Here is a 12,785-nt window from a genome sequence, read left to right on the forward strand (position 1 = left end):
ACATATTTCTATACTAAATTTCATATTCCAATATTTTTTATTTTAATTTATAAATATTAAATTTTACTTTCAATTATTTTGACGAATTTTCACCTTTTAAAATGTACTAATTATATGTTATTTTTTAATCAACTTTATAGTTTTTTTATTTCTTTCCTTCAAATTTCTCTAAGTTCAACTCAAAAAAAATTTATGATTTTTTTTATCTTTTTATGGATTTTAATTTCTATTTTATAAATTTTTTTAATTTTTTTAAAATTCACTATTGCATTTTTTATAATTAACTCATATAATTATTTCTAACAAAAACAAATTTTAATGAGGAGATTAAATGAAAATGATTAATATAAACTTAACTAACAACTTACAATTTAATAAATTTTATTTTAGCTATTATAGTTAAGTTTGTATTTATGATATAAATCGAAAATCATAGGTACAAACGGAAAATTGTTTGTATCTATGATGGCTAAATTTAGCTTGTACTTAGGCCACATAGATAATACTATGTGGCTTTTTTAATCCTAGGCAAAAAAGGCTGCATAGTATCCACTATGTGGCCTTTTTGCATATACTTTATAAATTATTAAGAAAAGAGGATTAATTATGAATAAAAATAAAGATATTTTAATAATAGGATTTGCTCTATTCTCTATGTTCTTTGGAGCAGGAAACTTGATATTCCCCCCATATATAGGTATTTCCTCTGGAAGTAGCTGGTTAATAAGCTTTTTAGGTTTCATATTAGCTGATGTTGGAATAATTTTATTATCAATAATTGCAATTTCTAAAGCTGGAAGTCTTCAAAATGTAATAGGTAGAGCCGGTAAGAAGTTCGGAATTACCTTGGAGTTTTTAATGATGTTGTGTCTTGGTCCTATATTGGTTATTCCAAGAACTGGAGCAACAACATTTGAAATGAGTATATTACCACTTGCAAAAAACTTTAACCCGGTTTTATTCTCTTTAATATTTTTCTCTATAACACTTTTACTTACAATAAAGCCTACTAAAGTTATGGATATAATAGGTAAATTTTTAACTCCAATTTTATTACTATCTCTTGCATTTTTAATAGTAAAGGGCATAGTATCTCCTATAGGAAATTTAGAAGATATTAATTCTTCAGATCTTTTTATAACAGGAGTTACTCAAGGATACCAAACAATGGATGCCTTAGGAATAGGTGGAATAGTAGCCTTAATTATGACTTCTCTTGTTAGTAAAGGGTATACAGATAAAAATGAAAATATATCACTAGCAATAAAATCAGCTTTAATAGCATGTGTTGGGCTTACAGTTGTTTACGGTGGGTTAACATTCCTAGGAGCTACAGCTTCTAGCTTATACGATACAAATATATCTCAAACAGCTTTACTTATAAATATTACTCATCAGTTATTAGGAAGTACTGGAACTATTATGTTAGCGGTTGTAGTTGGGTTTGCATGTCTTACGACTTCAATAGGTTTAACTTCTGTTACAGGTAAGTTCTTCGAAGATTTCACTAATAAAAAATTAAAATACGAGCATATAGTTATATTCATTTGTGTATTCAGTGCAATAGTTTCAAACTTTGGTGTTGATAAAATTATACAAATAGCAATTCCTATATTAAGTTTAATCTATCCTGTAACTATAGTTTTAGTGGTTATGAATATATTTAAAAAGATTATTCCTAATGATATGACATTAAAAGGTGCAGCTTATGCAACGTTTTTAATAAGTTTACTTAATGTTATAGATAGCTTAGGATTAAGCATACAATTTGTTCATCAAATTCCACTTGCTAGCTTAGGATTTAACTGGATTTTACCAGCTATAATAGGAGGAATAGTATTTAGCTTCATTCCAACTAAATCAAAAGCTACTACTACCAATCCATCCCTTTAACATAAAATAAGGGTAGTTTTAAATAGATAGCAAAAGATAAATATATAAGTTTTAGCGACCTTCAAAGCATCTTTTCAGCTTTGGAAGCAAAACTTATATATTTGTCTTAAGCGTCTTATTATTTAAAACTTACCCTTATACCTATTCTTCTATTACTTCTATTGTATCTCCAGGTCTTACTTCTCCACCTTTGATAATTTTTGTAAATATACCTTCTCTAGGCATTACACAATCCCCGACTTGATTTTTTATAGCGCATCCAGCATGACACTTTTTCCCTATTTGAGTTACTTCTTGAATAGTATCTCCTATCTTAAGCTTAGTACCTACTGGTAATTCATATAAAACTATATCTTTTGTAGTTATGTTTTCAGCAAATTTTCCAGTACATAGACCTTCTATTCCCATTTGTCTTATTTTTTCTATACTTTCATCTCCTAGCAAACTTACTTGTCTATGCCAGTTACCTGCATGAGCATCTCCTACTAAACCATGATCTTCCTTAAAAGTACCTACTTCTATTGGAGTTTTTATAACTCCTTTTTTCTCACTTATATTAATAGCTAATACAGTTCCTTTTTTATTCATGTCTGTTATACTCCCCACTTTTTCCGCCTATTTTTTTCATAACTCTTATGTTTCCTATTACCATATCTTTATCTACAGCTTTACACATATCATATATAGTTAACATTGCCGTAGATACTGCAGTCAATGCTTCCATCTCAACTCCAGTTTTTCCTACCGTAGAGACTGTAGCTTCAACCTCTATCTCATTTTCTAGAACAGTAAACTCTATATCTGAACCTGTAAGAAAAATATTATGGCACATAGGTATAATATCCCAAGTTTTTTTAGCACCTGTTATTCCACCAATTTGGGCTACCGACAAAACATCGCCTTTTTTCATTTTATTATCTTTTATCATTTGTATAGTTTCAGGTTTCATTTTTATACTACCTTTTGCTATAGCAACTCTTTTAGTTTCATTTTTTTCGCTAACATCTACCATTTTGGCTTTTCCATATTCATTAAAATGAGTAAACTCCATGCTTTTTAGCCTCCTAATTAAATCAATGATATTATACCTTTTATATTATATATAAATAATTTCTCCTATATTGTCAAATCCATATCCACCTAACTTTTCTACTTCCTTCTTAAATCCAGTGCTTTGTAACACTTTAATAAACTTTTTAATTTTATCATCATTTAAGTTACTTTCTCTTACTAAAAAATCATAACTTTCATAACATACTGGTATAAAATCTAAATCCATAGCTTTTGCTACTGATAAAACACCTAATCCAGTATCTGCACTTTCACTTTTTACTGTAACTGCAACTGCCATATGCGTATTCATTTCTCTATCATATCCAATCACGTTATCTGTATCTATATTTAATTGATTTAAATTATAATCAAGTAATAACCTAGTCCCTGCACCTCTTTGTCTATTTATATAGCAAATATCTTTTCTCGTTAAGTCTTTAAATCCCTTAATATTTTTAGGATTTCCTTTTTGAACAATAAAACCTTGAAGTCTTTTTACACCTTTTATAAGTGCCATCTTTTCATTTTTAAAATACTTTTGTATATAACTTATATTATATTCACCTGTGTCTGTATCTAGTAAGTGAATAGGTGCAATATGTGCTTCATCTCTTTTTATTGCCATGACTCCACCCATGCTTCCAACATGACCTGATGATAAATTCATTTTATTTGCTATTATATCCATGACAATATCATGACTTCCAATTGACACTAAAGAATTTTTTATGTGGTTCATGGGTTTTAGTAATTTAACACTTACTTTGCTTCCAGCTTCTACACCCTCAATATTTCTAGGGATTTCTATCATTCCATCTGCTTTTACTAAGCTCATAGTAACTCCAGCACCTCTAGTTAGTGGAGTAGCTACTAGTTTATTACCTACATATCCTAAATTAACCCTTACTATTTCCTTATGTTTTAAAGATGAAACTAATCTTTTAGATATTGTGGCTTCATACTTATCTTCTTCTTGTTTTTCTAATCCATTAAGCTTTAATATTAGTCTTTTAGCAATTTCTTCAAATACTATATAAGCTGACACTGGATATCCTGGAATCCCTACTACAGGAGTATTGTTCACAACTCCTAAAATAGTTGGTTTCCCTGGTTTAAGTGCTATTCCATGTACCACTACTTCTCCAATTTCTCTTATAACCTTAACTATGTAATCTTTACTTCCTGCAGATGTTCCTGCATTAACTATTACTAAGTCACTATTTTTACTTACACTATCTATTGTATTTTTTAGACTTTCATAATCATCTGCTTGAGGTGAGTATCTATTAGGTATTCCGCCATACTTTATAACTAAACTTTCAAATACTCTTGAATTAGAATCTAATATCTTACCCTTTTCAATATCATCTATATTCTCAATAATTTCATTTCCTGTAGGTATTATAGAAACAACTGGTTTTTTTATTACCTTTAGTTTTTTTATTCCACCACAAATTAATGCTCCTATATCCATAGGCCTTATCTTATGATTAGATGGAATTATCATTTCTCCTGCTACAATATCTTCTCCAATAGGTCTTATGTGTTGCCATGGATAAGCAGGAGAAATTATTTGTACTTTATTTTCTTCTATTTCCATAACATCTTCAATCATTATTACTGCATTATATTTATCATTTATAACATTTCCCGTATTTACATATTCAAAGTCTTTTCTTATCTCTAGTATTTTAGGTTTTATTTCACTAGCACCCATAGTTTCATCTGAAATAACAGCGATTCCATCCATTGCTGCACTATTATAGTGAGGTGATGAATTTCTTGCAAAAACAGGTTCTATAGTTACTCTATCTAGTGAATCATACACTTCTATTTCTTCAAGGTTGATTAAATCAAATTTTATTTTAGAAAAATACATGTTCATAGCATCATCTAAATCAATATTTGATATATATATATTTCTATCTTCTTTTTTCATATTGCCCCCTTATAAAACTTAGAGACTGTATTTTAAAACTCATTTATGCTCGCACTCCCTAAGATTTTAAATATACTAATTTGTACTATTGTTTATAATAAATGTACTTTAACTTTTTCTTTTTTGTATAGTCCTTCGCAGTTTTCATTTATAATAACATACCCACAAGCTTTTGAAAGTAATGTTATCATCGACGACTTTCCAAATATTGGAGTTGCATAGTATTTATTATCAATCTCTTCTAAAGAAACCATCTGATATGTTTTCTTGCCAGGAGAAGAATGTAAGTTTTGATTTATTATAGCATCAATTAAATATTTATTCTCATTAATTTCTAAAATTTCATTAACTAAATACTCTATAAATATTTTAAAAACTATTATTGCTGAAACAGGGTGTCCCGGAAGTCCTATAACAACTTTATTCTCGCATTCACCTATTATTGTAGGCTTTCCTGGTTTCAAAGCCACTCCATGTACTAATACTCCTTGTCCATTAAATGAGTTTATTACATCATGGGTAAAATCCCTAGTCCCAACAGAGCTTCCTCCTGAAAGTAAAACAATATCACTATTGTCTATTCCAAATTGAACTTCTTCTCTTAGCAAATTATAGTCATCCTTAACTATAGATTTTTTAACTACGACTCCACCAAGTTTCTTTATGAGTGAATAAATTGCATATCCATTTATATCTCTAATTTTACCAAACTCTAGATCTTCATCTAAATCTATAATTTCATCTCCTGTTGAAATAACAGTAAACTTAATAGTCCTATATACTTCTATTTCATTAACTCCTAAAGCTGCTAAAACACCTATATCTTGAGAGTTTAATTTTTTTCCTTTTTTTATAACTATCTGATCTTTTTTTATATCATCACCTTTATAAACTACATTTTCTCCAGTTGAAGTTGGTTTATGGATTGCTATCGTAAATTCATCTAGCTTTTCAGCATGTTCAATCATTATAACAGCATCAGAACTGTTAGGAATCATTCCTCCAGTTGGAACATACATACACTCACCACTTTTTATATCACCACTTGCAGATTCGCCCATACTTACTTCTCCAACTATATCTAAAAATGTTGGCATACATTCGCTACATCCATGACTTTCTTTACTTTTTATTGCATATCCATCTACTGTTGACCTATTAAATTCTGGGACATTAAATTTAGAAACTATATCATTACTTAATACTCTTCCTTCACATTCGAAAATATTAACTATTTCTGTTTCTATTTTCATATTTTTAAAATTGTTAGATAAAATTTTTTTAACCTCATCAACAGACATTACATTAAAAAAGTCCATTTAATTCCCCTCCTGTTTATCTAAAACAATTACATTATCACATAAAGATTTTATTTGTTCCTTATCATGCGAGATTAATATAACCGTATTATTTTCACACTTGTTATAGTTTACAATTATTCTTTCAATAGCTTGTTTAGATTCTATATCTATATTAGATGTAGCTTCATCTAACATTAAAACTTTAGGCTTAAATACTAGTGCCCTAGCAAGTGCAACCTTTTGCATTTCGCCTCCAGAAAGCTTATTTGCATTTTTATTTTTTAATTCTTTAATTTCCAATAAGTCTAATACATTATCAACTTTTGTATTTATATCTTCTTTTTTTATATTTCTAATTTTTAAAGGATATTCTAAGTTTTTGCATACCAGAGTATTTAAAAGCCTTGGTTTTTGAAAAACCAAGGTTATACTCTTTTGAATATTTTTATTTAGTTTCTCATTATCATAGTAAATTTCTCCAGTAAAATCCTTATCAATTCCACTAATTAAATTTAGTAAAGTACTCTTTCCTGCCCCATTTTCGCCTACAATTCCAGTTATCTTACCGCTTTTAATCTCTAAAAATTCAATATTTAAAACTAACTTATCTTTATAGTACTTTTTTAATTTTTTTATAACTATATTCATATTAATCCTCCATACTATAATTGTAAGTTATATTGTTTATAATAAATGAAATCAAAAGTAATACTATCCCTAATGCTATAGCCATTGAATAATCTCCCATAGAATTGTACATTGCAATTGATGTAGTCATTACTCTAGTATCTCCTTTTATATTACCTCCAACAACCATAACTGCTCCAACCTCAGATATAGCCCTAGAAAATGCAGTTATAACATTCATTACAATATCTTCTTTTAATTCCTTAATAATAAGAGTTATAACTTGTAATTTATTAGCCCCCAAAGTTACCCCCATGTCTTTTATATACTTACCTCTACTTTTACTTAGGTTATATGTAAGACCTAAAATTAATGGAGAAACTAGTATACTCTGAGCTATTATCATTGCAGTCTTTGTATACATTAAATCTAAAAAGCCTAAAGGCCCATTCCTAGTTAGTATAATAGAAATTATAAGCCCAACAATTACTGATGGAATACTCATAAACGTATATACTATTCTAGAGAATAAAGCCTTTAGCTTAAAATCTGTTATACCTATATAAACTCCTAAAGGAATCATTATCATAGAAGATATAAAAGTAGCAATACACGATACTTTTAATGATAAAAATATAATTTCATATATTTCTTTATTAAAACTAAATAGTAAATAAATGCTATTTTTAAATCCTTCTATTATATAATCCATATAACTCTCCTATTTTGCATTTGGTGTGAATAATGATTGTCCGTATTCTTCTTTCTTAAATCCTTCTATTTCCTTTTGTACCTTTGGTGATAGTATCCACTCTTCAAATTCTTCAGCTTCTTTATTATTTACACTTTTAAACTTATCTGGGTTTACACACATTACACCATATTGATTTTTTAAATCTTTATCATTTTCAACAACTACATCTAAGTTTAATTTATCTTTCATAGATAAATAAGTTCCTCTATCAGTTAAAGTGTATGCCTGCTTTTCACTAGCCATTTTTAAAACATCTCCCATACCAGCACCTGATTCTACGTACCAAGCTCCTTCAGGGTCTACATTTAAAGCTTCCCATAATTTTAATTCTTTTTTGTTAGTTCCTGAGTCATCTGCTCTAGATATAAATGTTGCTTGATTTTCTTTTATTTTCTTTAAAGCGTCTTCAGTCTTGTTTTCACCTTTTATGTCTTTTAATTTTAAAGGATCTTCCTTTGGTCCTACTATAACAAAATCATTGTACATTACGTCATGTCTTTCCTTAGAATTTCCATCTTTTACAAATTTGTTTTCAGATTTTGTATCATGTACTAATAGTACATCAGCTTCTCCTTCTTCACCCATTTTTATAGCTTTACCAGTTCCAACAGCTATAGTTTTAACTTTTATTCCTGTATCTTTTGTAAATTCAGGTAATAAATAATCTAGTAATCCACTATCCTGTGTACTTGTTGTTGTTGCTAATATTAAATCTTTTTGATTAGCTTGTTTACTATCTTTTTTATCTGTATTTCCACTACAAGCTGTAATTGATACAGCCGTTAATACTGCTAATGCAGAAGTTAATAATTTTTTGCTAAATTTCATAATTTTTCCCTCGCTGTTAGTTATTTTTATTATATACATTTAACTTATTGCCTCTGGCAAATCCGATAATTTCTATATTTAATTTTTTCCCAGTATCTATTGCTAAATTAGTCGGTGCTGATCTTGAAATTATACATCCAATTCCAAGTTTCGCACACTTTAGAACTATTTCAGAAGTTATTCTCCCACTAGTAATTATAGCTTTATCTTCTATATTCACATTATCTATTAAACAATTTCCAATAATTTTATCAAGTGCATTGTGTCTGCCTATATCTTCTTCAAAATATAAAATATCATCACCGTCTATCAATCCTACACTATGTACTCCTCCAGTTTCTAAAAACAATTCGGATTTTTTATTAAATAACTTCATTATATCTAATAATTTTTTATAATCTATATCTAAATTATTTTTAAACTGCTTGCATTTTAGTGAGTCTAGAGCATTATAAAATATACTCCCTTTCCCACAACCTGTAGTTATTACTCTTTTACCATATAATTGTTTCGCAAACTTACTTACATTTCCAATTTTTATATATGCATATCCCATTTTTTCATCTATATTAATACTGTCTATGTCACTTGCTGATTTTATAATTCCTTCAGAATACAAAAATCCTATAGATAAGTTCTTTAAAGATTTAGGTGAGCAAAGAAGCGTTATAAACTCTTGATCATTTAAAAATATAGTAAGCGGATACTCACATACTACTAAATCTTCAACTTCATCTACTTCTTCATTTTGATATTTTTTTATAATATATTTTTTAGTAACGTCCATTTAAATCGACTTCCTTTACAAAATTTTGTAAGTCTTTTTGATTATTTAAATTAATAAAAATGTTTTTATTAAAGTTATTTTTATTAAAATCATCTTTATTCAAGTAAACAATATTTTTAGCTTCTAAAAATTTATTTATAGATTTCTTATCGCTGTTTAGCAAAAACTTTTCTATATCATTAAATAAACTTTTTTTGTAAATTCCATGAAATGGTTCTGCAAATTCATCTAATTTAGTAATATAAGCATCATATAACGTATTTATATTTTCTTTTAAATATTCAATATAATTGTTATCAATATTAGGCATATCACATGCTAAAAAATAAACATATTCACTATTAGCACTCTTAAGCCCTATATGTATTCCACTTAAAGGTCCGCAGTCTTTTATCTCATCTACAACAACTTTATAACCACAATCATTATAAAACTCAGGCTTATTTGTAACAATTATAATTTCATTAAAATGTTTTTTTAACTTAGTTGCTAAATCATATATAAGCCTTTTTTCATCTATTACTAAAAATTGCTTATCAAATTTCATCCTACTACTCTTACCGCCAGCTAATATAACTGCACTTTTACATAGGCTCATCATTTCTTCTCTCATCTCAAATTTTAAAGTTTGAAATCTCAAAATTAGCGAAGGGATATTATATAAGTTTTAGCGACTTTTAAATCACATTTTAGCTTTAGGAGCAACACTTATATATCATTCTACCCTTCACAAATAAACTTTTTAATTTGGTTTTTAAAGTTAGCGAAGGTTAAATATGTAAGTTTTAGTGACTTTTAAAGCATCTTTTAGCTTTAGGAGCAAAACTTACATATTTAACCGACGCGCCCTAATTTTAATAACCCAACTAAAATTTATTAACTTACTTTTTCAACTTTTATAGCACATAACTTTAAATCTGGTATCTTACATATTTCATCTAAAGTTGTATTACTTAAATAGTTAGCTGCTCCATCTGCAAAATGGAATGGCATAAAGAAAATCTCTTCTTCAACTATATCTGTTATTTTTGCAGTTGTTTCAACTTCTCCTCTTCTTGAAGAAACCTTTAATTTTTCTCCATCTGCTATATTTAATTTTTTAGCAGTATTTGGATTTATTTCTATAAATGACTTACCACTTATCTCATTTAGCTCATCTACTTTACCTGTCATAGTTCTTGAGTGATAGTGGTATAATACTCTTCCATTTATTAATAAGTATGGATATTCTGAGTTTATTTCTTCATAACTTTTTATATAATCAGTAGGTACAAAAGTTCCTTTTCCTTTCATAGGTCCATTAGCATGAAGGTATTTAGTTCCTTCGTGATCCTTTGTTGGACAAGGCCATTGTAATGCTTTTTCCTCTAATCTATCATAGCTCATTCCTCCATATTGAGGTGTAAGTCTAGCTATTTCATCAAATACGTCTGATGGAGAATTGTAATTTACTTCATATCCTAACTTATTCATAACCTCAGTAAGTATCATCCAGTCTGGTTTAGAACCTCCGATTGGCTCTATTGCCTTTCTAACTCTTTGAACTCTTCTTTCTGTGTTTGAGAAAGTTCCATCTTTTTCTGCAAATGATGCTCCTGGTAAAACTACATCTGCAAGTTGAGCTGTTTCTGTTAAGAATAAATCTTGAACAACTAAGCATTCAACTGTTTCTAATGCATGTTTTATATGATTTATATCAGGATCTGATATCATTGGGTTTTCTCCCATTATATATAAGAATTTTATCTTTTCTTCTTCTACCTCATGCATTATTTCAGGTATAGTAAGTCCATCTTTTCTATTTAAATTTACATTCCATTCATTTTCATACTTTTTAATAACTTCATCAGTATATTTTTGGTATCCAGTTAATACGTTTGGAAGTCCTCCCATATCACAAGCACCTTGTACGTTATTTTGTCCTCTTAATGGATTAACTCCACTAAACTCTTTACCTATGTTTCCACAAAGAAGAGCTAAGTTTGAAACAGCCATAACGTTGTGTGTACCGTTACTATGTTGAGTTATACCCATACAGTAGTATATAGATGCTTTGTCTGAATTCGCATATATTCTTGCTGCTTTTCTTATATCTTCTGCACTAACACCACATATTTGAGATGCTTTTTCTGGAGTATAATCTTTTACTAATTCAACTAATGCTTCATAATTTTCAGTATGTTCTTTTATGTATTCCATATCTTGAAGATTTTCTTCTATTATTACATTCATCATAGAATTTAAAAGAGCTATATTTGATGCTGGACTTAGTTGGAAGTAAACATCAGCATATTCTGCTAACTCAATTCTTCTAGGGTCTGCTACTATAAGTTTCGCACCCTTTTCTATAGCCATTTTCATCTTAGCACCTATTACTGGGTGGTTTTCTGTTGTGTTTGAACCAATTACAAAAATAACATCATTATTTTCAACTTCATCAATACTATTTGTCATAGCACCGCTACCTAATGTAGTTGCAAGACCTGCAACTGTAGACGAATGTCATAAACGTGCGCAGTGATCGACGTTGTTATTTTTCATAACAGTTCTAACCATCTTTTGGAATAAGAAGTTTTCTTCATTAGTACATCTTGCTGAAGTTAATCCTGCAAAAGCTTCATGTCCATGATTTTCTTTTATAGAATTAAACTTATCTGCTATAAATTCATAAGCTTCTTCCCAAGTAGCTTCTTCAAATTTTCCATCTTTCTTTATTAAAGGAGTTTTAAGTCTTTCTGGATGATTTACAAACTTGTATCCAAACTTTCCTTTAACACATAATAAACCTTTATTAGAGTCTCCATTTGCTGGTTCAACTCCAACAATCTCATTATTTTTTACTTTTAAATCAAATTGACATCCTACTCCACAATAAGGACATGTTGTTCTAACTTTTTTCACATTATAGAACTCACCTTTTTTAGGAGTTAATGCTCCTACTGGACAAACTGAAACACAGTTTCCACAAGAAACACATTCTGGTTTTCCAATTTTTTCAATAAGTTCATCTCTTCTTTCTATTTTATAACCTCTTAACTCACACTCTATTCCATGAGTACTTTGAAGCTCTTCACAAACTCTAAAACATTTTTTACATTTAATACATTTATTTGGGTCATATGTAAATAGCGGATTGCTATCATCTATAGGTAGTAATTTTTTCTTGGCAGATTCTTCTTGGACTCTTATTTTATCTATTCCATAAGAATATTCATTTGAATAGTCTTGCAATTTACAGTTTCCTGTTCTTATGCAAGTAGTACACTCAAGGGCATGATCACACATTATGTTTTCTAAAACTTTAGCTCTTTGTTTTCTTACTTTTCTACTGTTAGTAAGTATATTCATTCCATCCTCAACCTTTGTTGCACAAGCTGGAAGTAACTCTTCTCTTCCTTCAACTTCTACTACGCATATCCCACAATAAGCATGTGGAACTAATCTCTCGTCGTGACAGAAATTTGGTATATCTATTTTCATTGTTTTGCAAGCTTCAAGTATTGTTAATTCATTACTTACTTGAGTTTCTATATCGTTTATCTTGATCTTTAACACTTATCTCACTCCCGAAGTATTATTTTAGTATTGAATTTTGTATACATT

General features: G+C 28.8%; 11 protein-coding genes. 1 reads left to right on the forward strand and 10 read right to left on the reverse strand.

The annotated features are described in order from the left end of the window. The first annotated feature begins 606 nt into the window (after positions 1-606). The gene (gene brnQ / locus RWY47_RS04345; protein WP_150842313.1) at positions 607-1,893 is read left to right on the forward strand and encodes a branched-chain amino acid transport system II carrier protein; all 1,287 of its coding nucleotides are present in this window, start codon (positions 607-609) and stop codon (positions 1,891-1,893) included. Positions 1,894-2,034: 141 nt separating this feature from the next. On the opposite strand, the gene RWY47_RS04350 is transcribed toward brnQ, so the two are convergent. The 10 genes from RWY47_RS04350 to fdhF form a co-directional block, all read right to left on the reverse strand. Next, a complete protein-coding gene (locus RWY47_RS04350) occupies positions 2,035-2,481 on the reverse strand; it encodes an MOSC domain-containing protein (protein WP_021430899.1) in 447 nt (148 codons plus the stop codon). After that, entirely contained in the window at positions 2,474-2,944 is a 471-nt protein-coding gene (gene moaC, locus RWY47_RS04355) for a cyclic pyranopterin monophosphate synthase MoaC (RefSeq protein ID WP_150842312.1), read from the reverse strand. The genes RWY47_RS04350 and moaC overlap by 8 nt, the downstream gene beginning before the upstream one ends. 45 nt (positions 2,945-2,989) lie before the next feature. Next, a complete protein-coding gene (locus tag RWY47_RS04360; protein ID WP_224170355.1) occupies positions 2,990-4,885 on the reverse strand; it encodes a molybdopterin biosynthesis protein in 1,896 nt (631 codons plus the stop codon). A gap of 92 nt (positions 4,886-4,977) precedes the next feature. Further along, the gene (locus tag RWY47_RS04365) at positions 4,978-6,204 is read right to left on the reverse strand and encodes a molybdopterin molybdotransferase MoeA (RefSeq protein ID WP_150842310.1); all 1,227 of its coding nucleotides are present in this window, start codon (positions 6,202-6,204) and stop codon (positions 4,978-4,980) included. After that, positions 6,205-6,834, reverse strand: coding sequence for an energy-coupling factor ABC transporter ATP-binding protein (locus RWY47_RS04370; RefSeq protein ID WP_150842309.1), 630 nt, complete (start codon positions 6,832-6,834; stop codon positions 6,205-6,207). A gap of 1 nt (position 6,835) precedes the next feature. After that, entirely contained in the window at positions 6,836-7,525 is a 690-nt protein-coding gene (locus tag RWY47_RS04375; protein WP_021430894.1) for an ABC transporter permease, read from the reverse strand. Between the two features lie 9 nt (positions 7,526-7,534). Beyond that, entirely contained in the window at positions 7,535-8,395 is an 861-nt protein-coding gene (locus RWY47_RS04380; protein WP_035114736.1) for a substrate-binding domain-containing protein, read from the reverse strand. Positions 8,396-8,411: 16 nt separating this feature from the next. Then, entirely contained in the window at positions 8,412-9,182 is a 771-nt protein-coding gene (fdhD, locus tag RWY47_RS04385) for a formate dehydrogenase accessory sulfurtransferase FdhD (RefSeq protein WP_035113953.1), read from the reverse strand. Further along, positions 9,169-9,780, reverse strand: coding sequence for a molybdenum cofactor guanylyltransferase (mobA, locus tag RWY47_RS04390; protein ID WP_168932022.1), 612 nt, complete (start codon positions 9,778-9,780; stop codon positions 9,169-9,171). Before mobA ends, fdhD begins: the two co-directional genes overlap by 14 nt. A 278-nt stretch (positions 9,781-10,058) precedes the next feature. Continuing rightward, positions 10,059-12,737, reverse strand: coding sequence for a formate dehydrogenase subunit alpha (gene fdhF, locus RWY47_RS04395; protein ID WP_150886119.1), 2,679 nt, complete (start codon positions 12,735-12,737; stop codon positions 10,059-10,061). Between the last annotated feature and the right edge of the window lie 48 nt (positions 12,738-12,785).

This window comes from Paraclostridium sp. MRS3W1, assembly GCF_032465715.1.
GTDB classification, from domain to species: domain Bacteria; phylum Bacillota; class Clostridia; order Peptostreptococcales; family Peptostreptococcaceae; genus Paraclostridium; species Paraclostridium dentum.

What these genes read in the sequence shown, in the direction of transcription:
- moaC (WP_150842312.1), bottom strand. Translation starts at nt 2,944, where the DNA reads ATGGAGTTTACTCATTTTAATGAATATGGAAAAGCCAAAATGGTAGAT.
- mobA (WP_168932022.1), bottom strand. Translation starts at nt 9,780, where the DNA reads ATGAGCCTATGTAAAAGTGCAGTTATATTAGCTGGCGGTAAGAGTAGT.
- fdhD (WP_035113953.1), bottom strand. Translation starts at nt 9,182, where the DNA reads ATGGACGTTACTAAAAAATATATTATAAAAAAATATCAAAATGAAGAA.
- RWY47_RS04380 (WP_035114736.1), bottom strand. Translation starts at nt 8,395, where the DNA reads ATGAAATTTAGCAAAAAATTATTAACTTCTGCATTAGCAGTATTAACG.
- RWY47_RS04375 (WP_021430894.1), bottom strand. Translation starts at nt 7,525, where the DNA reads ATGGATTATATAATAGAAGGATTTAAAAATAGCATTTATTTACTATTT.
- RWY47_RS04370 (WP_150842309.1), bottom strand. Translation starts at nt 6,834, where the DNA reads ATGAATATAGTTATAAAAAAATTAAAAAAGTACTATAAAGATAAGTTA.
- brnQ (WP_150842313.1), top strand. Translation starts at nt 607, where the DNA reads ATGAATAAAAATAAAGATATTTTAATAATAGGATTTGCTCTATTCTCT.
- RWY47_RS04365 (WP_150842310.1), bottom strand. Translation starts at nt 6,204, where the DNA reads ATGGACTTTTTTAATGTAATGTCTGTTGATGAGGTTAAAAAAATTTTA.
- RWY47_RS04350 (WP_021430899.1), bottom strand. Translation starts at nt 2,481, where the DNA reads ATGAATAAAAAAGGAACTGTATTAGCTATTAATATAAGTGAGAAAAAA.
- RWY47_RS04360 (WP_224170355.1), bottom strand. Translation starts at nt 4,885, where the DNA reads ATGAAAAAAGAAGATAGAAATATATATATATCAAATATTGATTTAGAT.